Annotated in this window: 26 protein-coding genes and 1 tRNA gene; 5 read left to right on the forward strand and 22 right to left on the reverse strand. The window is 68.8% G+C overall.

Going from position 1 to position 20,676, the window contains the following annotated elements; genetic code table 11:
- The first annotated feature begins 52 nt into the window (after nt 1-52).
- Nucleotides 53-1,054, forward strand: coding sequence for a lipoyl synthase (gene lipA, locus ACH413_RS29630; protein ID WP_319978467.1), 1,002 nt, complete (start codon nt 53-55; stop codon nt 1,052-1,054).
- 124 nt (nt 1,055-1,178) lie between these two features.
- Here lipA and ACH413_RS29635 read toward each other — a convergent pair whose 3' ends face one another.
- The 9 genes from ACH413_RS29635 to ACH413_RS29675 are packed head-to-tail and all read right to left on the reverse strand — an operon-like array spanning nt 1,179 to nt 5,025.
- Nucleotides 1,179-1,718: an alkaline shock response membrane anchor protein AmaP gene (locus ACH413_RS29635; RefSeq protein ID WP_360042256.1), complete on the reverse strand. Its 540-nt coding sequence runs from the start codon at nt 1,716-1,718 to the stop codon at nt 1,179-1,181.
- A complete protein-coding gene (locus tag ACH413_RS29640) occupies nt 1,715-2,233 on the reverse strand; it encodes a DUF6286 domain-containing protein (RefSeq protein WP_360042253.1) in 519 nt (172 codons plus the stop codon). Before ACH413_RS29640 ends, ACH413_RS29635 begins: the two co-directional genes overlap by 4 nt.
- Nucleotides 2,230-2,595 carry an Asp23/Gls24 family envelope stress response protein gene (locus ACH413_RS29645; RefSeq protein WP_360042251.1) on the reverse strand — a complete coding sequence of 122 codons (366 nt, stop codon included), beginning with the start codon at nt 2,593-2,595 and terminating at the stop codon, nt 2,230-2,232. The genes ACH413_RS29640 and ACH413_RS29645 overlap by 4 nt, the downstream gene beginning before the upstream one ends.
- Nucleotides 2,596-2,597: 2 nt before the next feature.
- Entirely contained in the window at nt 2,598-2,774 is a 177-nt protein-coding gene (locus ACH413_RS29650) for a hypothetical protein (RefSeq protein WP_093600157.1), read from the reverse strand.
- Between the two features lie 11 nt (nt 2,775-2,785).
- On the reverse strand, nt 2,786-3,226 hold the full coding sequence (locus ACH413_RS29655) for an Asp23/Gls24 family envelope stress response protein (RefSeq protein ID WP_360042248.1): 441 nt from the start codon (nt 3,224-3,226) through the stop codon (nt 2,786-2,788).
- Nucleotides 3,227-3,283: 57 nt separating this feature from the next.
- On the reverse strand, nt 3,284-3,568 hold the full coding sequence (locus ACH413_RS29660; protein WP_360042245.1) for a hypothetical protein: 285 nt from the start codon (nt 3,566-3,568) through the stop codon (nt 3,284-3,286).
- Between the two features lie 2 nt (nt 3,569-3,570).
- The gene (locus ACH413_RS29665) at nt 3,571-3,918 is read right to left on the reverse strand and encodes an Asp23/Gls24 family envelope stress response protein (RefSeq protein WP_360042242.1); all 348 of its coding nucleotides are present in this window, start codon (nt 3,916-3,918) and stop codon (nt 3,571-3,573) included.
- Between the two features lie 4 nt (nt 3,919-3,922).
- Complete coding sequence (locus ACH413_RS29670; protein WP_360042240.1) at nt 3,923-4,477, reverse strand: Asp23/Gls24 family envelope stress response protein; 555 nt, start codon at nt 4,475-4,477, stop codon at nt 3,923-3,925.
- On the reverse strand, nt 4,468-5,025 hold the full coding sequence (locus tag ACH413_RS29675) for a sigma-70 family RNA polymerase sigma factor (protein ID WP_319978477.1): 558 nt from the start codon (nt 5,023-5,025) through the stop codon (nt 4,468-4,470). Before ACH413_RS29675 ends, ACH413_RS29670 begins: the two co-directional genes overlap by 10 nt.
- A gap of 183 nt (nt 5,026-5,208) precedes the next feature.
- Here ACH413_RS29675 and ACH413_RS29680 point away from each other — a divergent pair, with 183 nt between their 5' ends.
- On the forward strand, nt 5,209-5,415 hold the full coding sequence (locus tag ACH413_RS29680) for a CsbD family protein (RefSeq protein ID WP_266043508.1): 207 nt from the start codon (nt 5,209-5,211) through the stop codon (nt 5,413-5,415).
- Between the two features lie 33 nt (nt 5,416-5,448).
- On the opposite strand, the gene ACH413_RS29685 is transcribed toward ACH413_RS29680, so the two are convergent.
- From ACH413_RS29685 to ACH413_RS29725, 9 genes are all read right to left on the reverse strand, one after another.
- Nucleotides 5,449-6,474 (reverse strand): saccharopine dehydrogenase NADP-binding domain-containing protein, encoded by a 1,026-nt coding sequence (locus tag ACH413_RS29685; RefSeq protein WP_360042236.1) that lies wholly within the window; start codon nt 6,472-6,474, stop codon nt 5,449-5,451.
- Between the two features lie 9 nt (nt 6,475-6,483).
- Nucleotides 6,484-6,777, reverse strand: coding sequence for a hypothetical protein (locus ACH413_RS29690; protein ID WP_093600715.1), 294 nt, complete (start codon nt 6,775-6,777; stop codon nt 6,484-6,486).
- Nucleotides 6,778-6,863: 86 nt separating this feature from the next.
- Entirely contained in the window at nt 6,864-7,349 is a 486-nt protein-coding gene (locus tag ACH413_RS29695; protein WP_360042232.1) for a GNAT family N-acetyltransferase, read from the reverse strand.
- 13 nt (nt 7,350-7,362) lie between these two features.
- Nucleotides 7,363-8,565: a cytochrome P450 gene (locus ACH413_RS29700; protein WP_360042229.1), complete on the reverse strand. Its 1,203-nt coding sequence runs from the start codon at nt 8,563-8,565 to the stop codon at nt 7,363-7,365.
- Nucleotides 8,566-8,622: 57 nt separating this feature from the next.
- Entirely contained in the window at nt 8,623-8,994 is a 372-nt protein-coding gene (locus ACH413_RS29705) for a hypothetical protein (protein ID WP_360042226.1), read from the reverse strand.
- A gap of 71 nt (nt 8,995-9,065) precedes the next feature.
- Nucleotides 9,066-9,923: a hypothetical protein gene (locus ACH413_RS29710; protein ID WP_360042223.1), complete on the reverse strand. Its 858-nt coding sequence runs from the start codon at nt 9,921-9,923 to the stop codon at nt 9,066-9,068.
- 99 nt (nt 9,924-10,022) lie between these two features.
- A tRNA-Val gene (locus tag ACH413_RS29715) sits at nt 10,023-10,094 on the reverse strand.
- Nucleotides 10,095-10,130: 36 nt separating this feature from the next.
- Nucleotides 10,131-10,595, reverse strand: coding sequence for a peroxiredoxin (locus ACH413_RS29720; protein WP_360042220.1), 465 nt, complete (start codon nt 10,593-10,595; stop codon nt 10,131-10,133).
- A gap of 81 nt (nt 10,596-10,676) precedes the next feature.
- Complete coding sequence (locus tag ACH413_RS29725; protein WP_191305365.1) at nt 10,677-11,108, reverse strand: DUF3052 domain-containing protein; 432 nt, start codon at nt 11,106-11,108, stop codon at nt 10,677-10,679.
- A gap of 319 nt (nt 11,109-11,427) precedes the next feature.
- Here ACH413_RS29725 and aceE point away from each other — a divergent pair, with 319 nt between their 5' ends.
- Nucleotides 11,428-14,187 (forward strand): pyruvate dehydrogenase (acetyl-transferring), homodimeric type, encoded by a 2,760-nt coding sequence (gene aceE / locus ACH413_RS29730; RefSeq protein WP_360042217.1) that lies wholly within the window; start codon nt 11,428-11,430, stop codon nt 14,185-14,187.
- A 48-nt stretch (nt 14,188-14,235) separates the two neighbouring features.
- Here aceE and ACH413_RS29735 read toward each other — a convergent pair whose 3' ends face one another.
- The 3 genes from ACH413_RS29735 to pnuC all read right to left on the reverse strand — a co-directional run bounded on the left by ACH413_RS29735 (nt 14,236) and on the right by pnuC (nt 17,374).
- On the reverse strand, nt 14,236-15,465 hold the full coding sequence (locus ACH413_RS29735; protein ID WP_360042214.1) for a GNAT family N-acetyltransferase: 1,230 nt from the start codon (nt 15,463-15,465) through the stop codon (nt 14,236-14,238).
- Between the two features lie 116 nt (nt 15,466-15,581).
- Nucleotides 15,582-16,754: a M14 family zinc carboxypeptidase gene (locus ACH413_RS29740; protein ID WP_360042211.1), complete on the reverse strand. Its 1,173-nt coding sequence runs from the start codon at nt 16,752-16,754 to the stop codon at nt 15,582-15,584.
- A complete protein-coding gene (pnuC, locus tag ACH413_RS29745) occupies nt 16,751-17,374 on the reverse strand; it encodes a nicotinamide riboside transporter PnuC (protein WP_360042208.1) in 624 nt (207 codons plus the stop codon). Before pnuC ends, ACH413_RS29740 begins: the two co-directional genes overlap by 4 nt.
- 55 nt (nt 17,375-17,429) lie before the next feature.
- Between pnuC and ACH413_RS29750 the strand changes: the two genes are divergently transcribed.
- Together ACH413_RS29750 and ACH413_RS29755 are read left to right on the forward strand one after the other, a co-directional pair.
- Entirely contained in the window at nt 17,430-18,539 is a 1,110-nt protein-coding gene (locus ACH413_RS29750) for a phytase (protein ID WP_360042205.1), read from the forward strand.
- On the forward strand, nt 18,527-19,564 hold the full coding sequence (locus ACH413_RS29755) for a winged helix DNA-binding domain-containing protein (RefSeq protein WP_360042203.1): 1,038 nt from the start codon (nt 18,527-18,529) through the stop codon (nt 19,562-19,564). The genes ACH413_RS29750 and ACH413_RS29755 overlap by 13 nt, the downstream gene beginning before the upstream one ends.
- Here ACH413_RS29755 and ACH413_RS29760 read toward each other — a convergent pair.
- On the reverse strand, nt 19,561-20,604 hold the full coding sequence (locus tag ACH413_RS29760; RefSeq protein WP_360042200.1) for a glucose-1-phosphate thymidylyltransferase: 1,044 nt from the start codon (nt 20,602-20,604) through the stop codon (nt 19,561-19,563). The two genes, ACH413_RS29755 and ACH413_RS29760, sit on opposite strands and share 4 nt — an antisense overlap.
- Between the last annotated feature and the right edge of the window lie 72 nt (nt 20,605-20,676).

Raw genomic sequence — 20,676 nt, forward strand, 5'->3', positions numbered from 1 at the left:
ACCTGGGAGTGCGTGACCCCGGACACTTGAGCGCGCAGCGTAGGGTGAGGACGTGACTGTGGTACCTGAGGGTCGGAAGCTGCTGCGGCTCGAGGTCCGCAACAGCCAGACGCCGATCGAGAAAAAGCCCTCGTGGATCAAGACCAGGGCGAAGATGGGCCCCGAATACCGGGAGCTCAAGAGTCTGGTCAAACGCGAAGGCCTGCACACGGTCTGCGAAGAGGCCGGCTGTCCCAACATCTACGAGTGCTGGGAAGACCGCGAGGCAACGTTCCTGATCGGCGGCGAGCAGTGCACCAGGCGCTGCGACTTCTGCCAGATCGACACGGGCAAGCCCGCCGACCTCGACCGCGACGAACCGCGCCGGGTCGCCGAGTCCGTCCAGGCGATGGGCCTGCGCTACTCCACCGTCACCGGCGTCGCCCGTGACGACCTGGAGGACGGCGGTGCGTGGCTGTACGCGGAGACCGTCCGCCAGATCCACGAGATGAACCCGGGCACGGGCGTCGAGCTGCTGATCCCGGACTTCAACGCGGTCCCGGAGCAGCTGGCCGAGGTCTTCGAGTCCCGTCCCGAGGTGCTCGCGCACAACCTGGAGACCGTCCCGCGGATCTTCAAGCGCATCCGCCCGGCGTTCACCTACGAGCGTTCCCTCGAGGTGATCACCAAGGCCCGCGAGTTCGGCCTGGTCACCAAGTCGAACCTGATCCTCGGCATGGGCGAGACCCCCGAAGAGGTCACGGAGGCGCTCTCCGACCTCTACGACGCGGGCTGCGACATCATCACCATCACCCAGTACCTGCGCCCGTCGCCGCGGCACCACCCGGTCGAGCGCTGGGTGAAGCCCGAGGAGTTCGTCCAGCACAAGGAGACGGCCGAGGAGATCGGCTTCCTCGGCGTGATGGCGGGCCCGCTCGTCCGCTCCTCCTACCGCGCCGGCCGCCTCTACGCGCAGGCGAAGCAGAAGCGCGGCGAGGACCTCCCGGAGAACCTCCAGCACCTGCTGACGGTGTCCGCGTCCCAGGAGATCACGAGCCTGCTCGCCCCGCGCTGAGCGGAGTGAACGGCGAACCAACCGATATACCAGCTGGTCACCCACCCAGGGTGACCAGCTGTTTGCATCCGGATGCAAAAGACGTTTGCGGACGTCCGCAAACGTCTTTTGCATAACCGATATATCAGTGCACGCGGGCGTCGACCTTCGTGGGCGACATCCGGAACTCCACTGTGGCGTGGAGGTCGGGTGTGGCGAGCGCTTCCCGGAGGCGTGGCAGGCCCTCGTCGTCGATGCGGCGGCGGATCCCCCGCAGATCTGCGTCGCCGTGGGCGCGGACGACGAGGGCCAGGCGTGGGGCGGTGTGCGGACCGGTCAGCGCGGCCTCGACCTTGCGCACACCGGGGTAGGCGGTGATCTCTTCGGCGAACGGCGCGGTGGCCGTGGCCGTGGTGATGCGGGTGGCGCCTGCCTCGTCGGCCCAGCGCCAGGACGCGACCTTGCGGCGCGGGATCTGGGCGGTGAGCCAGCGCAGGCACAGCAGTGCGACGACCACCGCCGCGGCCGCGATCACCCACAGCACCCACGTCGGCGGCAGCGCTGTGCCCGGTATCAGTGCGGCGAAGCGGTCCACCTGCGGCACGAAGCCGTAGTGGACGGCGAGCGCGGAGGCGCCGGCCAGTGCCAGCACCAGGCCCAGCAGGCCGAGGAGGAATCGGTTCACGGTGTGCTCCTGAGTGCCTTGACCCGCACCACGACCTGCGGCGGCCGGGCGAGGGCGAACTCGCCGACGCGGTGTTCGACGGCCGCGCGGACGGCGTCATCCAGGCCGTCGACCACGGCGCGCCGGGTGCGCACGACCGCGCGAACCCGGCGGCGGCGCACCTTCACGGCGGCGGATTCGACGCCGTCGACGACGGCGGCGGACCGCAGGGCGTTGCGCAGACCGCGCACCGACACCGCGGTGTGCTGGTCCAGGGCCGCCGTCCTGGCCCTGCCGGGCACGACCGCGACGAGGAGCAGCACCAGTCCGATGGCCGCGACGACCCCGCCCGCCACGACCACCCCCTGAGCCGACCACGTCGTGTCGTGCAGCAGTCCGGCCAGGGAGTCGTACGGCAGCAGGGGCGTCTCGCCCACGGCCAGTTGGATCGCGCACACCGCCACCACGACCGACGCGGCCAGCAGGACGAGCGCCGTGAGCGTGGCGGGCAGGGCCCGGCGGGAACGGCGGGTCACTGGACCCTCCTCACCGGAGCCGTGTCCGCGCGCAGCACGCCGACCGAAACGTCCACAACGGACACACGCAGGCCGGTGAGCTCTGCCACCCGGTGGACCAGGTGGGCGCGCACCCGAGCCGCGGTCGACGCGACCGGTGCCGGGTAACGCAGGTCGAGGCGCGCGTCGAGCGTGGCCACTCCCCCGGTCACCCGTGCGGTGACCGCGCAGTCGAGCACGTCCGGGACCTCCATGGCGGCACGCCCGGCGATGCGGCCCACCGCGCGGTCCGCGACGGTGGTCAACCCCGGCTGTGCCCTATCAGGCTGGGCCCTACCAAGCTGGGCCGCACCAGGCGGGGCGGCGGCGAGCGGTGTCGTCATCGTCAGTCCCGATCCCTGCCCAGCAACTGCGCGAGGTCGAGCTTGCCCTCGGCGACCCGGCCCGCGACCAGGCCGAGCGCGCCGAAGACGAGCACGAGCAGGAACGCGCTGAAGCCCCCGAACGCGGCGGCCAGGCCGAGCGCGAGCCCGGTCAGCAGGCCCAATGCGGTGGTGCTCATCGCGGTTCCTTTCACTGCACGCGAGCGGTTTCGGGCTCTTCGCCCTCGGTGTCGCTCGGGATGTGCACGTCGTTGACGTTGATGTTGACCTCGACGACCTCGAGGCCGGTGATCTGCTCGATCGCCGTGATCACGTTGGTGCGCACCGACTTCGCGAGATCCGCGATCGGCACGCCGTACTCGACCACGAGCTCCAGGTCGACCGCGGCCTGCTTCTCGCCGACCTCGACCGACACGCCCTGGCCCGCGCTCGCGGTGGCGCCGGGGATGCGGTCGCGCAACGCGCTGAGCGCCCTCGTCGCGCCGCCGCCCAGCGCGTGCACGCCCCGGATCTCCCGCGCCGCGAGGCCGGCGACCTTCTGCACGACGACGTCCGCGATGGTGGTGGATCCCTTGTCGGTCACCAGTTTCCCGGCCACGACACCGTTCTTCTCCACAGTCTGCGTGCTCATCGCAATCCCTTCCTTCGAAGCGTTCACATCAGAGAGACACCGCCTGCGACCGATTCGTCACGACCCGTTCAGGTGATCGAGGGCACGTTTGTCCACATCGGTCACCACGATTCGCACGACGGCCTTTTCCCATTGCGTGCCAAGGAGAACGGACTTCATCGCCATGCCGGCCTCGGTGAGCGCCAGCGGCAGCCGGGTGGCGACGACGCGGACGCACACCAGTTCGTCCTCGACGTCGACGGCCAGTGCGTCGACGTCCCAGGAGATCCACGAGCGCGCGGGCTCGGGCACCGACGGCCGAAGCCCGTCGACTTTCTCCAGTGCCTTCAACAACTCCGTCACGATCACCACGCGACGTCCACGATCGTCACGAGAACGGACTCCACTTCGACGCCGGTCAGTTCCGGCACGAGCGCGCGCACCGACCGTTGCACGGCACGGGCCACGGCGGCGGCCTGGTCCTGACCCGAGATCACCACGTCCACCTCCAGCACCGCGGCCGTTCCCGACCAGCGCACCCGCACGCCTTCCACCGGCGCGGGCTGCAGTCCCTTGATCTGCTGCCTCGCCGCGCGCACCACCGAACTCACCAGGCCGGCCACACCCGGCTGCACGCGCACGCCGGCGACCCGCTCGGCCGCGTGCACCGCGACCGCCGCCACCGCCGGAGCGGACACGACTGTTTCGATCACTCGCTCATCCTTCGAGAACGTCGGACACGACGAGGTCCAGGCAGGCGAGCCGCACACCGATCCGTGCGGAGGCCGCGGCCAGCACCCTGCGCCGCACCTCGTCGTACGCCTGGTGCGTGACCTGGCCGGCGGTGATCGCGATGCTCAGTTCGACCTCGATCACCGGATCCGCGCCGGTCGACTCCGGTGCTTCGACGACACGGCACCCCCGTGCCCGCACGCCGGGCACGCCGTCCGCCGCGTAACGCAGAACCGCCGCGACCGCGCGTGTGCTGATCCGAGCCAGTCCGTCGCCGGGCAACGGCACGACGTCGGACCGCCGCACGTCGGCGCGCACCGCGGACATCACGCGGCTGACCAGGTCGAACGGCGGCTCGACCTCTTCGTTGACCATCTCCGCGGTCGCCTCGCGCAGAACCAGCAGACTCTCCCGCACCGCACCGCAGTGCGGACACGAGCGCGTGTGTTCGCGCGTGTGTTCGTCAGGGAGGTCGATCGCCTCCCAGACCTCTTCTACGTCCCGCCCGCACGGCAGGACGTAGTCGGACGTCACCGCCACGGCGCCATCACCTCCGCGAGTTGTGCCCGTGCCCGCGCGAGCCTGCCGCGCACCGACTGCTGGGTCGTGCCGATCGCCTCGGCGATCTCGTCGTAGGACCGGCCGTGGACCTCGCGCAGCACCCAGCACGCCCGCTGTTCAGGGGTGAGGCCGCGCAGTGCGGCCTGCAGCGCGTCGAGCTGCGCGCTCACCTCCACCGCGCGGTCGGGCCGGGTGCGCGGCGCCGGCGACTCGTGCTCGTCGAGCTCGGTGTCGGCGTGCGGTTTGCGCTTGCGCAGCACGTTCAGGCACTGGTTGGTGGTGGTGCGGTAGAGCCAGCCGATGAACGCCGCGTCGTCGTTGAGCTGCCCGAGCCGCCTCCACGCGGTCAGGAACACGTCCTGCACCGCGTCCTCGGCGTCACCGGTGCTGCCCACGATGCGCAACGCCAGCCGGTACATCGGACCCTGATAACGGCGCACGAGCTGCTCATATGCCCTCACGTCGCCGTCACGGGACCTTGCCACCAGCGTGGCATCGTCGAGTGCGGCTGCTTCGGCCACGCTCATGCGCACACCCCCCGCCCAATTTGCTTCGTCGCCCGATGGACACGTTCGAACGCGGAACGTCACGCGGTTCCCTGATTTCCCACCCGTGATCGCTCTCACCCGGTTTTCACCCGACCGTGGCGTGACGAAGCTGCGGGGACGCGCATCGAACAGGCGTCAGACCAACCAGCTCAGGAGGACGCGATGTCGCTGTCGGACAAGATCGGCAACAAGGCGGAAGAGCTCGGCGGCAAGGCCAAGGAGACCGCGGGTGAGGTCACCGGCGACGAGCAGCTCGCGAACGAGGGCCGCGCCGACCAGGCGAAGGCGGCCGTGAAGGACGGCGTGGAGAAGGTGAAGGACGCGGTCGGCGGGGTCGTCGACAGCGTCGCCAAGCACCTCAAGAAGTAGCGAGCACCTCTAGAAGCAGTTAGAGGCTCTAACTCAGCTGAAGCGGACCTCGCCCGCGACTACGCCGTCGAGCTCGCGCACGAAGTCGGCGCCGAACGCGCTGGACGGAGTGTGCGAGCCGGGCGCCACGCCGTTGATCTTGCCGATGGCGCGGAGCACGGAGTCCGCGGTGAGGCTGTAGGCGTTCGGGGTGGTGATCGCGCATTCGACCTTCGTCTGCGCGTCCCACGCCTCGCCGAACACCTCGGCCCTGGTGTTGGCGCGCTTGCGCTCGTCGGGGCCCTTCACCTTGCCGGCGACGGTCTTCGCGACGCTCTGCACGAACGGTGTCTGCAACACGGGCGCGAACACCTGCTGCAGTTGCCCGAGCACGCCCGGCACGGTGGTGAACGTCGTGATGTTCGGGATGCCGGTCGAGCGGTAGGCGGTGCTCACGTCGCCCCACGGGATGCTGCCGACCTCACGCGGCCCGGACCGGAAGTAGGCGGTGCGCCTCCGGTGCCCGATGCGAACGCTCTTCAGGTCGCCGTTCACACGGATCCGCCCACCCACGGCGGCGGCCTCGACGGACGTCTTGGTCGTGCCCGCGCTCGCTCCTCCCCCGACGACGAACGCGAGGTCGAGGTGCGTCGCGGACGGCAGGGCGTTCTTCAGGATCGCGGCGAGGCAGTCCGTGGGAACGACGTCGAACCCGGCGCCGGGCAACAGCACGATGCCGGCCTTGCGCGCGTCGATGTCCCTCACGCCGATGGACTCGAAGACGTCGATCTCGCCCGTGATGTCGAGGTAGTGCGTGCGGGTCCTCAGGCAGGCGTCCACCATCGCGGTGGACGTGTGCGCGAACGGTCCCGCGCAGTGCACGACGGCGTCGACGTCCTCGAGATGCGCCCGCGCCTGGCTCAGGTCGAACGCCCGGTGCTCGAGCCCGAGGGCGGCGGCGATCGGCTCGACCTTCTCGTGGGAGCGCCCGGCGAGGATCGGCCGTTCCCCGCGCTGGACCGCGAGCTCGGCGATGAGGCGTCCGGTGTAGCCGTTGGCGCCGTAGACCATCCACGTCATGCCGCGACCTTACCGGCGAGTAGGCCGTCGGGAACCGACCAAAGAGCCGATCAGCAGGAGTACGCCCACCGCGATGACCGGCAGCCCCCAGAGCAGCCGGCGATGCCGCAAATCGGCACAGATGTCCACATAGGCCGGACTGACCGCGGAGGCCGCGGGCTCGTCGAAGCCGAGACCCAGGCTGTTGCCGCACGGGATCAGCGACCCGCTCGGCGCCTCGACGGCCAGCATCACGAACAGGATCGCACCCCCACCGAGCAAGAACGCGAGACCGACCACGACGGCGAACGTGCGCACTGACATAGGCAAAAGTTACGTCTCAAATGGACTTGGGGATAGCCCTGGTCAGACGCATTGGGGTTGATCCCCTAATCCCCCGCTGAACGCTCTCACGCCCCCATGTCCCACGATGCGGGCGAAAACGAGTAGCGCTGCTCCACACGGCCGTTGCGCGGATGCGGCGCGGGGGCGCCGACCTTGATCCACCCGAGGCGTTCATAGAGCCGCACGCCCCGGATGTTGTCGACGTAGACCAGCAGCTCGGCCTTCTCGTATCCATTCTTGATCAACGCATCGGGCAGCGCGCGCAGCAACGCCTCGCCGACGCCCTTGCCCCACGCGTCCGGATGCACGCCCACGTAGTTGATGTAGGCGGTGTCCGTCTCTTGTGGACCTCCGGCGATGAAACCCACGGCCTCACCGTCTTCGTGCGCGAGCAGCAGCAACGAGGACTCGTTCGCGAGAGCGCTCTCCACGCCTGGGCGCGCCGCTTCGAGCGACGGGACCTCGTCGTAGCCGTCCCTCTTCGCGACCGCGTGCGCCCAGATCAACGCGGCCGTGTCGACGTCTTCCGGTCCCCCTTGGATGATCTCCACGCAGGCCAGCGTGTCAGCGCCGGAGCACGACCGGAAGCGATTTAAGGCTGGCCATGATGTCGTTGTGCGTCACCGCGGGCTGCTCGTCGCCCGAGTAGGTGGTGCGCGGGAACCGGCTCGTGAGGTGCCGCAGCACGGTTTCGGTCTCCAGCCGGGCGAGCGCCGATCCCAGGCAGAAGTGCGGGCCGTGGCCGAACGTCACGTGGCCGGTCGTCTCGCGGTCGAGCCGGTACTCGTCGGCCTTCTCGTGCGCCTGCGGGCACCGTCCGGCGGCGCCGAGGTTGATCAGCAACAGCGTGTTCTCGGGGACCGTCGTGCCGTCGATCTCGACCGGCTCGGTGGTGATGCGGTGCGTGGCGCTGCGAACCGGCGAGTTGTGCCGCAGCGTCTCCTCGACGAGTTGTGGCACCAGGTTCGAATCGGCCGCGGCTTTCTCCCACAGGCCGTTGTCCAACGCGTCGTGCACGACGTTCGCGATGAGGCTCGCTGTCGTCTCATGCCCCGCGACGACGAGAAGGAACGCCATCGCCATGAGCTCGTCGTGGCTCAGGTGGTCACCGTCATCGCCGGCGGCTGTGGTCAGCGCTCCGAACAGCGACCGGGGATCCAGGGCGTTGCTCGTGAGCAACGTGTGGAAGTAGCCGCCCAGCGCGTCGCTCGCGGGCTGCGACACCTCGGGGTCCATCGACATCATCGTCTCGATCAACGTGCGGACGTGCGCGCGATCTTCGGCCGGCAGCCCGAGAACCTCGCCGATGACGTGCATCGGCATCGGCACGGCCAGCTCGGCGACGAGGTCGATCTCCTCGTTCTCCGCGAGTCCCCCGACGAGTTCCGCGGTGATCTCCTCGATGCGCGGCGCGAGCTGCTGCACCGCCTTGCCGTTGAACGCCTTGACCGCGAGCGCCCTGAGCCGGGCGTGCTGCGGGTTGTCGCTGTTGAGCATGCTCGGCCCGAACAGGCCCGCGAGATCCGTCTGCGTGCTGCCCAGCTCCGTCAGCTGCCGCTTGATCTCGCGCTGCAGAGCCGCGCTGTCCTTGGAGAGCCGCTGGTCGACGAGCAGCTGGCGGGTGAGCTCCAACCCGACCGTGACCACCTGCATCTCGACGCCGTTGGGCAACGTCACGGCGTGCAGAGGCCCTTCGTCCCGTGCGTCGTCCTCGATCCGGTGGTGGTCACGTGCGCGCAAATCGCCGCCGGTCAACAAGTTCGACATGGCCGGTCTTCGCCTCCGTTTGGATTCGACTAAGACCGTTCTACCGTGCCGGCAAAGCTATTGGAGCGCGTCCAACGCACTGATCGTCTCGACCGAGGGCAACCGCGGCGGCTCGGCGGCGATGGCTTTGCGCCCGAGCACCCACTCCGGCAGGTGGTGCCGAAGCGCGGCCCGTCCCTGCGCCGTGATGTCGACCGGCGCCGCCATCCCGTGGTCCATCGCCCGCTCGGGGCTGACCCACGTGATCCAGTCCCGCAACCGCAGGACCTCCAGGTCGTCCGAGTCCCACTGCTTGGCGGGCCGGTGCTCCAGGTACCAGCGCGTGGCACCGCGGTGCACGCCTCCTTGTTCGACCAGGGCGAGCAGCTTGACCTGCTCCTGCGTGACGGTGGTGGGGACGGGCTGCACGGCCTTGCCCTTGCGCTTCACAGGTAGTCGTCGTCCTTCGGAGATGGCGAACCTCGAACAAGGTACGGCACCGTCTCAATTCGTTCCAGGGATCATGTGCAGTAGAAGGGCTCGTCCATGTAGCAGTAGACGCCGCTCTGCCTGCTGGTCGTGCGGAACGGCTTTCCGTTGTCGCCAACGGTCTGCACGCCACTCTTCCCGTCGGCCGACCAGTCGAGCTCGATCATCCACGTGCAGTCGCACGACAACGTGTGGGCGGAAACGGTGAAGACCTCCGGCTGGGTCGAGGAAACGCTGTAGGGGAACCGGATCGGATCGACCCTCAGCCCTTCCGCCTTCAGGGAGGCCGCGGCCTCCGGATCCAGGTCGTCCGGGAAGCTGACCGGCTGCTCCCGGTCCAGGTCCACGTCCATGTAGTGCGCGTTCACCGGCTCCCCGCACTGAGTGCTGAGAATCGTTCCCTTCAGCGGCGGCTTCCTTTCCAGCACCTTGACCCGCATACCGGTGATCACGACGTTGCTGGTCGACTCGTGCCCCTGCGCGGTGACGGTGAACGACGCCTCGCTCGCCTGCGCGCCGTCCCTGCTGTGCTCCCACGTGGCCCACTGGTCGGCCCGGATCGACGGATCGGACACCGCCTTGAGCTCCGCCGGCGACTTCGGAGCCACCCAGGCGAACCGGCAACCGTCCGTGAGGGTCTTCACAGCGACAGCCAGCGGCTCGGACGGCTTGGAAGGTGAGCTGCGGACGAGCACCACGGCGACGGCGGCCGCCACCGCGAGAAGACAGACGATGATCACGACAGCCCACCGCGGCCCGAGGTTGAACATGAAGTTGTTGCCGCGGAAGACGCCGATGTTGCCGTGGCTGCTGCCCAGCTGGAAGACCGTCCCCGCGTCGCCCTCGACGGTGTTGGTGGTCTTGGAAGGTGGTTCAGGTCTCTCGTGCACCGGGCGACCTCCTGCGCCGCAGCGGGGATCTACGCCCTTGCTGCTTCGACCGAGATCGTTCCGGCGTTACGGGATTCCACCTGAAAGAGGTGACTGCGGTGGGCGCGACAGGGATCGAACCTGCGACCGCTCGGGTGTAAACCGAGTGCTCTTCCGCTGAGCTACACGCCCCGGCCCGGCGCCGCGAAGCGCTGGGGTACAGCTACATCATGCCCTGAGGGAGGCTACGGCCTTCTTCCAGGCGTCCTGATCGCGGGCCTCACCCGGCGCGTTCACCTCGGCGAAGCGGACGACGCCGGCGGTGTCGATCAGGAACGTGCCCCGCAGCGCCATGCCCGCGGTCTCGTTGAAGACGCCGTAGGACTGCGCGACGGCCCCGTGCGGCCAGAAGTCCGACAGCAGCGGGAACTGGTAGCCCTCCTGGTTCGCCCACGCCTTCAGCGCGAACGGGGAGTCCACGGACACGCCCAGCACCTGGACGTTCTCGTCCTCGTAGGTCGCCAGCTCGTCGCGCAGCTGGCAGAGCTCACCGTGGCAGGTGCCGCTGAACGCGAACGGGTAGAAGACCAGGAGCACGTTCTTCTCGCTGCGGAACGATGACAACGTCACAGGCTGCTTGTTGTAGTCGTTGAGCGTGAAGTCCGGGGCCTCCGAACCGACCTCGACCGCCATGAACCAAACCCCTCCGGTGCGACAAAGGACCACGAGCGCGCGAGGCGCCCGTGGTTCAACCCTATGTCAGCCCGATGAGGGTCAGCGCTTGGCCTTGGCCGACTTCGGCCACACCAGGCGGATGCCCGCCCAGTCGTCGGCGACGCTGATGTTGGAGGTCTGGGACAGGCCAGCGGTGGGGACCGCTTCGGCGACGTCGCTCGGCTCCACGTGGCCGGGGCGGCCGGTCTTCGGGGTGAGAACCCAGATCACGCCGTCCTCGGCGAGCACGCCGGTGGCCTCGAGAAGGGCGTCAACCAGGTCGCCGTCGTCCTCCCGCCACCAGAGCAGCACGACGCTCACGGTCTCGTCGGCCTCCTCGTCGAGGAGATCTCCCCCGATCCGCTCCTCGACTGCGGCACGCAAGGCGTCGTCGACGTCCTCGTCCCAGCCGAGTTCCTGGACGACCATGCCCGATTCGATCCCGAGCTTCTCGGCGACGCCGATCTTGCCGGCGTCTTCCGCGGCGACCACGGTTTTCACTCCTCCAACTACGCAAGAGCGACAGCCCTAAGACTGCCGCCAGAGTCCGTTACTCGGGCTAGCGAACACTGTCAGCTACCTCCGGCGCAACTGTTGACCACGTGACACGCCGTAACAGGTACCCCTGTGGAGATCCCTACACTGGCATGAGGCACGCTCTACATACCTCTTATCGCGCGCGCGTGAGCGACACGATCCAGAACTACCGACCGGTAGCGATGACGAAGTCGCCACGCAAGGACAACGATAGGAGCGCGTGGCACGGTTTCCGGGCCATCGCGTGTACCGCCAACGAAGCCGAGGAGACACCTTGAGCCCGCAGAACACAGGCCCCGAGCGGGTACGTGTCATTCGCGACGGTCTCGCAGCCCACCTGCCGGACATCGACCCCGAAGAGACGTCCGAGTGGCTGGAGTCGTTCGACGAGGTGCTCAAGGGCGGCGGGCAACAGCGGGCTCGCTATCTGATGCTTCGCCTGCTGGAACGCGCGGGCCAGAACCAGGTCGGCATCCCCTCGCTGACCAGCACGGACTACGTCAACACCATCCCCACCGAGCGGGAGCCGTGGTTCCCCGGTGACGAGGAGGTGGAGCGTCGTTACCGTGCGTGGATCCGCTGGAACGCCGCGATGACGGTGCACCGCGCGCAGCGGCCCGGTGTGGGTGTCGGTGGACACATTTCGACGTACGCCTCCAGCGCGTCGCTCTACGAGGTCGGCTTCAACCACTTCTTCCGCGGCAAGAACCACCCCGGCGGCGGCGACCAGATCTTCATCCAGGGCCACGCCTCCCCCGGCGTGTACGCTCGCGCCTTCCTCGAGGGCCGGCTGAGCGAGCACCAGCTCGACGGCTTCCGCCAGGAGTACTCGCACGCCGGACCGGGCGGCGGTCTGCCGTCGTACCCGCACCCGCGCCTCATGCCGGACTTCTGGGAGTTCCCCACGGTCTCCATGGGCATCGGCCCGATGAACGCGATCTACCAGGCGCGATTCAACCGCTACCTGCGTGACCGCGGCTTCAAGGACACGTCCGACCAGCACGTGTGGGCGTTCCTCGGCGACGGCGAGATGGACGAGCCCGAGTCGCGCGGCCTGCTCCAGCTCGCCGCGAACGAGCAGCTGGACAACCTGACGTTCGTGGTCAACTGCAACCTGCAGCGCCTCGACGGCCCGGTGCGCGGCAACGGCAAGATCATCCAGGAGCTGGAGTCGTTCTTCCGCGGCGCCGGCTGGAACGTCATCAAGGTCGTCTGGGGCCGCGAGTGGGACGCGCTGCTGCACGCGGACCGCGACGGCGCGCTCGTCAACCTGATGAACAACACGCCCGACGGCGACTACCAGACGTACAAGGCGAACGACGGCGCGTACATCAAGGAGCACTTCTTCGGCCGCGACCCGCGGACGAAGGCGCTCGTCGACCCGATGACCGACGACGAGGTGTGGAACCTCAAGCGCGGCGGCCACGACTACCGCAAGGTCTACGCGGCCTACAAGGCGGCGACCGAGACCGTCGGCCAGCCGACCGTCATCCTCGCGAAGACGATCAAGGGCTACTCGCTCGGCAAGCACTTCGCGGCGCGCAACGCGACGCACCAGATGAAGAAGATGACCCTGGACGACCTCAAGGGTTTCCGGGACAGCCTGCGCATCCCGATCTCCGACGAGGTGCTCGAGAAGGACCCGTACCTGCCGCCGTACTACCACCCCGGGCAGGACAACCAGGAGATCCAGTACATGCTGGAGCGCCGCCGTCAGCTGGGTGGCTTCCTGCCGGAGCGCCGCACGAAGTCCAAGGCGCTGGTGCTGCCGGGCGACAAGGTCTACGAGGGCATCAAGCGCGGCTCCGGCAAGCAGGAGGTCGCCACGACGATGGCGTTCGTCCGGCTCGTCCGCGACCTCGCGAAGGACCCGGAGATCGGCCCGCGCATCGTGCCGATCATCCCGGACGAGGCACGAACGTTCGGCATGGACTCCATGTTCCCGACGCAGAAGATCTACAACCCGAACGGCCAGGCGTACACCTCGGTGGACGCCAACCTGATGCTCGCCTACAAGGAGTCCGAGCAGGGCCAGATCCTGCACGAGGGCATCAACGAGGCGGGTTCCACGGCGTCGTTCACGGCGGTCGGCACGTCCTACGCCACGCAGGGCGAGCCGATGATCCCGATCTACATCTTCTACTCGATGTTCGGTTTCCAGCGCACGGGCGACGGCCTGTGGGCGGCGGCGGACCAGATGGCGCGCGGCTTCGTGCTGGGTGCCACCGCGGGCCGCACCACGCTGACCGGTGAGGGCCTGCAGCACGCCGACGGCCACTCGCTGCTGCTGGCGCACACGAACCCGGCCGTGGTCTCGTACGACCCGGCGTGGTCGTTCGAGGTGGCGCACATCGTCAAGGACGGTCTGCGCAGGATGTACGGCGAGAACGCCGAGAACATCTTCTACTACATGACGGTCTACAACGAGCCGTACGTGCAGCCGGCCGAGCCGGAGGGCCTGGACGTGGAAGGCCTCCTGCGGGGCCTCTACAAGTACCAGGACGGCCCGCAGACCGGTGGCCCGCGTGCCCAGATCCTCGGGTCGGGTGTGGGCCTCCCGTGGGCGCTCAAGGCGCAGAAGCTGCTCGCCGAGGAGTGGGGCGTGTCGGCGGACGTGTGGTCCGCCACGTCGTACTCGGAGCTGCGCCGCGACGCCGTCGAGACCGACCGCCACAACCTGCTGCACGTGGACGCCGAGCCGCGCGTGCCGTACGTGACGCAGGTGCTCAAGGACGTGCAGGGCCCGGTCATCGCCGTGTCCGACTGGGCGTCGGCGATCCCGGACCTGATCCGCCCGTACGTCCCGACCGACATGACGACCCTGGGGACGGACGGCTTCGGCTTCTCCGACACCCGCCCGGCCGCCCGCCGCCACTTCCTGGTGGACGCGGAGTCCGTCGTCGTCGCCACGCTGGCCGCACTGGCCAGGCGCGGCGAGGTGGGCCAGGACAAGGTCGTCGAGGCGTCCCGCAAGTACCGCATCAACGACGTGCAGGCCGCTGGGCCTTCCACGGGCGACGCGGGCCTCGCGTAGTCACCCGCTGAACCGAAGGGCCGCTCCGCACGCGCGGGGCGGCCCTTTTCACGCCCTGAGGGCGTACTCGGTGAACTGACCGGCGATGGTGAACCCCAGACGCCGGTAGACGGTCTCACCGTCCTCAGAGGCCTGTAGGACGGCAATGCGGTACCCCTCGGCGCGTGCGGTGCGCAACGCGGCCAACGTGATCGCACCGCCGTAGCCGCGCCGGCGTTCTCCGGCGAGGGTCGCGATGTTGTAGATCCCGGCGACTCCGGCGTGCAGGAACACCTCCGCCGTGCACACCGCCCTGCCGTCCACGTACCCGACGAGGTAGCGCGCCTGACTCGCCAACGCGTGCGGGGCGACCTCGGCGTAGAACCGCCGGACCGTCGCGGCGGGCGGATCCCAGTTCGCGGCGAGGATCGTGGCGTAGTCAGCGAGCTCGGCCTCGGTGGTCACCCGCCGGATCTCCAGCCCCTCGGCGTGCGGCTCGGGCAACGCGGCGTCGGCCAGGTCCATCCACATCGCGGCCTCGGTCTCCGCCTGCGCGACACCGGCCTGCACCAGCACCGCGCCGAGGTCGGCCGGGGTCGAGGCGGGGCCGGCCCACCACGAGTGCGGACGCCCGGTCGCCTTCACCGCACGGACCGTCTCGGCGACGCGAGCCGTCACGTCGTCCGCGGTGAACCGGGCCACCGCGACGATGTTGAACGTGTCGTCGTCCAAACCGCTGTCCGCGATCACCAGGTCGTCCGTCTCGGCCACGGTCGCGCCGTCGAGACGCCGGTGCAGGTGGCACGCGTGCTCGGCGAGGTTCTGTTCCATGCTCGTCAGCAGGCCGGTGGTGACCTGACGCAACGGTTCGTCGGCAGGCTCGACGTAGTCGTACTCGTCGACGTCGAGAGAGGCGCGCACCGACGTGAGGAAGGCGAGCGACTCGGCGGAGATCCACCAGCCGAGGCCGGTTCGGTCGTCGCCCCTGGCGCCATCACGGCAGTAGCGCACGACGACGAGACTGGCTGATATATCGGATATCGCCGTGAGTGCGACGAGTTCGTCGTGGAAGGGACGCAGCCGGTCGACGACGTGCTCGATCTGCTCGTCGAGCCGCTTCGCACCGCGGTCGACGATCTTCCACACGTGCGCCCGCGGAATGTCGTGCTCCGGCCGCTTGCTGCCGCGGACGAGCACCTCGTCCGGCTCCAGCCCCAGCCGCCGAGCGATCTCGGCGGCGGACACGGTGTCGCTCTTGAGGGCGAAGTAGGCGTACTGCTCGACTCGCACGCCGCCCATCGGACCACGTCCCAAGATCACCCGCGACCGATATATCAGTTCGCCGGCGCACCGGTTGTGCAATGGACGTTTGCGGACGACCGCAAACGTCCATTGCAAAATGCCAGGTCAGGGGGTTAGCACTGGGCGACGGGCCGGGCAGACAGGAGCGGGCCGTCGGCTCGCGCGTCCAGCAGCAGCGGGACCAGGGCGCGGGCCTCCTGCTTCAGCGGCACGATCCGGTCGCCGCCTCGCAGGTACTGGGACGTGATGCCGTGCAGGGCCAGTTCGTCCTGCACGTCGCGGTACTGCGCGCCGGTCAGCACGTACCCGCACGGCGGAGTGGTCACCACGTCCGAGGGATCTGGGGCCTGGTTGTCTGCGCCGCCGAAATAGATCGGGCCGGTGCGCACGGCGCGCGACGCCGCGTTGGCCGCCTCGACGCCGGACCGGTTCTCGCGGACGAACGACTGGGTGCCGTCCAACGCGAGCAGGTGGGACTGGACGCGGTAGGCCGGGGTGTTGTCGACGTTGGTCTCGACCAGCAGGCCCATGCCGTGCTTCAACCCGCCCGTGTTGCGGAGGATGCGTTCCTGGCCATCACCCGCGATCTGGCCGGTCGGTTCGCCGGTCTCCGGGTCGATCAGGATGCCGTAGACGCCGGACGTGCGGCCGGCGGCCTCAACGGAAGGACGGACGTACGAGCGGGACAGCGACTCGGACAGGTCGTGCACGCCGTCAGCGACGTTCAGGTTGCGCGGCCACAGCCAGAGGACGTCCTTCACGTAGTACGGCTCGGACGGACCGAACTCGTGCAGGTCGTGGATGACGTCGGGCTGCCAGTCGCGGATCACCGAGGCCATCGTGCGGGCCTCGGCGGAGCGCAGCAGCAGGTGGTCGCGGTTGATGTCGATGCCGGACGAGTTGCCGCGGGTGTCGGCGACGCGGCCGTCCGGGTTGGCGTTCGGGACGAACAGGTAGGTCACGTCGGACGAGCGCGGCAGCGAGCGCATGCGGATCAGGCACGCCTCGCGGCCGGCGGGTTCGTCGCCGTGCTGCGAGCAGATGAAGAGAACCACCGTGCGCGCGGAGCGGGAGCCGACGCGCACGAGTTGGACGGGACGGCCCTGGGCGGTGACGCCGATCTCCGTCACGGGGAGGCCGGTGGCACGCAGGTAGGCCTGTTCCTCGGCCTCGGTGGTCCACTTGCCGGTGAGCTCGAATCCGGTGCGCGGCTCGGGAGCGGCGACGGCCGGAACGGCTACCAGCGACGAGACAGCGGTCAGCAGAGCGATCAACAGTCCCCTCATAGAGGAGACTTTGCCGCCTGTGTCAACCGGCGGGCGGTGCGGTTCCAGTCGACAAAGCCGTGGATCACCAGGCCCGCGAAGATCACGTAGACGAACGCGCTGAAGTACAGGCCCGACTGGATCTGCAACGGCACGCCGACGGCGTCGACCACCAGCCACACGAGCCAGAACTCCACCAACCCCAGGCCCTGCAACGCGAAGGCCAGGATCGTGCCGATGAAGATCGCGGCGTCCGGCCACGGTGCCCACGAGGCGTCCAGGGCGTCCAGCACCAGCGCGAACGCGATCGTGCCGACGACGAAGGCACCGGCCACGGCGGCACGTTCCCGCCAGGAACCCTTGCGCACCACCACACCGAAGACCGGGTCACGGCGACGCACCCACGCGTACCAGCCGTAGACGGCGATCGCACCAACGGCGACCTGCCTGGTCGCCAGGCCACCCAGGTGCGCCGACATGTAGACGGTGAAGAGCAGCGCGACCGAGACCAGCTGAACGGGCCAGGTCAAGAGTGAACGGCGCTGCGCGAGGAACACCACCGCGAGCGCGAGCACCTGCCCGACCAGCTCCGTGTAAGCGATCTTCTGGCCGAAGAGCGTCAATCCCACGTCGTACCACACGGTCTGTTCCCCCGCGGTTCAGTCGCAGTACATCGGTGTTTCCTACGGTCCCACCATGTCATCTTCCTTAGCACTGGCGCTCGTGCCTTTGTTCCTCACCACACCGACAGCGCCCGTCATCACACCGACGGTCATCACGCAGACGTTCGAGGAGCCTGCCGACGCGGACGATCCCGCCATCTGGGTGAACCCGCGCAACACCGAACGCAGTGTGGTCCTGGGCACACTGAAGGAAGGCGGCTTGGCGGCGTTCGACCTGAACGGCCGCACGATCGGCGTCCATCCAGCGCCGCTGCCACCCACGCCCGACGCGAAGCCCGGCCGTTTCAACAACGTCGACGTCCTCGGCGACCTGGCGTTCGTCAGCGACCGCGGCCGTGACCGCGTCCGGGTGTTCCAAGTGGACGAACGCGGCGTGAAGGACGTCACGAACCCCGCGACCCGGCCGGTGTTCTCGAGGACCGAGGCAGAGGTCGACGAGCAGCACACCGCCTACGGCCTGGCCGCAGGTCGCGTCGACGGCAAGGACGTCGTCGTCACGAGCCGGCGCAGCGAGACCAGCATCGCGCTCCTGCAGGTCGTCAAAGGGCCCAAGTACGACACCAGGAAGGTGTCCACTCTGGACCTTCCGAACACCTTCACCCTGCCCGACGGCAAGAAGTGGACCGTGTGCGGCGAACCCGGCGAGGGCCCGCAGGTCGAGGGCATGGTGATCGACGAGAGCACGAACACCCTGTACGCCGCCCAGGAGGACGTCGGCATCTGGCGGATCCCGTTGCGTTCCAACGGCTTCGGCAAGCCGCAGCTCGTCGACAAGGTCCGCACGTGGGGCGCGCCGCAGAAGTACAACCCTGAGACCGAGGAGTGCGAGGCCGACGGCCCGAACCCCGGCTTCGGCGGCAAGTGGCTCGAGGCCGACGCCGAGGGCCTCACGATCGCGGACGACGTGCTGCTCGCGTCCAGCCAGGGCGACTCGCGGTTCGTCGCGTACCGCAAGGCCGACATGAAGCCGCTCAAGGACTTCCGGATCAAGGACGTCGAACACTCCGACGGCGCCGACATCGTCCTGGGCAAGCTGAACCTGCTCGTCGTCCACGACGGCGAACGGCCGAACGGCACCGGATTCGCGTTCGTCCGGCATAACCTGTCCCGATGGGGACTCTGAGCCTGGACCAGCTCAACAGAGCACTGATCGAACGCCAGATGCTGCGCGAGCGCGCGAACCAGAGCGCGCTCGCCACCATCGAGCACCTCTTCGGCATCCAGGCGCAGGAACCGAAGTCGCCCTACGTCGGCCTCTGGACGCGACTGAACGACTTCCAGCCGCAGGAGCTCGAAGACCTCCTGGCCAACCGGGAAGCCGTCCGCATGCTCCTGATGCGCGGCACGATCCACCTGGTCAGCGCGCGGGACGCGCTCGGGCTGCGGCCCCACACCCAGCTCAGGCTCGACCGCGAACTGCAGAGCGGCCCATTCGCCGCCCGTCTTAGGGGCCTCGACTTCGACGAGATCGCCGAAGCGGGCCGCAAGATCCTCGACGAGACCCCGCAGGGCACCGCGGAGGCCGGCAAGCAGCTCAAACAACGCTGGCCCGACCGCGAGCACACCGTCCTCGGCAACGCCCTGCGCAACAAGCTCGCCCTGGTCCAACTCCCGCCGCGCGGCTTCTGGCACAAGAGCGGCCGAGTGGTCTGCACGACCGTCGAGAACTGGCTCGGGCAGCCGCAACGGGCCATGGACAAGCAGGAACTCGTCCTGCGCTACCTCAGGGCGTTCGGCCCGGCCTCCGTCATGGACGCCCAGCAGTGGTCCGGCCTCACCAGGCTCGCCGAGACGTTCGCGGCGCTGCGCCCACGGCTCGTGACGTTCCGGAACGAGGCGGGCAAGGAGCTGTTCGACCTCCCCGACTCCCCGCGCCCCGACCCGGACACCCCGGTGCCGGTGAGGCTGCTGCCCGAGTTCGACAACATCCTGCTCGCCCACGCCGACCGCAGGAGGGTCATCGCCGACGACAGGCTCAGCGTCGTCATCGGCGGGAAGCCCACGGTCCTCGTCGACGGCTACGTCGTCGCCACCTGGGCCATCACCAAGGAACGCCGCATCACCGTCGACTACATCGACGAGCTGGACAGGAGCAGGCAGAAGGCGGTCGCCCAGGAGTGCGACCGCCTTCAGGACTGGATCAACTAGGCGGCGACCTCGACGTGCGCGCCGTCGCCGACGACCAGCCGGTGCTGGCGCGCCGAACCGACGCGGGCCCGGCGGCCGATCAACGACGTCTCGATGCCGGAGACGTTGTGCACGGACGCCTCGTTCAGCACGATCGAGTCGGCCACCCCGGACTCGACGATCCGGCAGTCCGCGCCGATCGACGTGTACGGCCCGATGATCGACTCCTCGACCAGAGTCCCGGCGCCGATGATCACGGGCCCGACGATGCACGACCGCACCACGCGCGCACCCTCCTCGACCACGACGTCACCGATCAGCCGGGACTCGTCGTCGACGATGCCCTGGATGTCCGTCCGCAGGCCCATGAGCAGCTCGCGGTTGCACTCCAGGACGTCCTCGACCTTGCCGGTGTCCTTCCAGAACCCCGAGTACATCCGCGCCCGCACATCGCGTTCGTGCGTCACCAGCCACTGCAGCGCGTCGGTGATCTCGAACTGGCCGCGCCACGACGGCTCGATCGCGTCGACCGCGGCGTGGATCGCGGGGGTGAAGAAGTAGACGCCGATCATCGCGAGGTCGCTGCGCGGCTCCTGGGGGTGCTCGATCAGCCGCGTCACGCGCGAGTTCTCGTCCACCTCCGCGACGCCGTACAGGCGCGGGTCCTCGACCTTGTCCACGAGCACCTGCGCGGACGGCCGCAGCCGCTCGAACTCGTCGGCGATCTGGGCGATGCCCTCGACGAGAACGTTGTCGCCCACGTACATCACGAAGTCGTCGTCACCGAGGAACGGCCGGGCGATCCGCACGCAGTGTGCGAGGCCCAGCGCCACGTCCTGCTGGATGTAGGTGATCGAGACACCCAGGTACGCGCCATCGCCGAACAGCTCGGAGATCTCCTGCGCGCCGTCGCCCACGACGATGCCGATGTCGGTGATGCCGACGTCCCGCAGGTTCTCCACGACGTACTCGAGCACCGGCTTGTTCGCGATGGGGACGATCTGCCGTGGCAGCGAGTATCCGGCCGGGCGTACGCCCGCGGACAGCACAAGGGCTTTCATAGGTCCTCCACCGCGACGGAACAGTTCGGGTGGATACGAGGCTGCGGCCGGGCACTGGACCGGAACTGGAGA

Source organism: Lentzea sp. NPDC020367 (assembly GCF_044387305.1).
Lineage (GTDB): Bacteria > Actinomycetota > Actinomycetes > Mycobacteriales > Pseudonocardiaceae > Lentzea.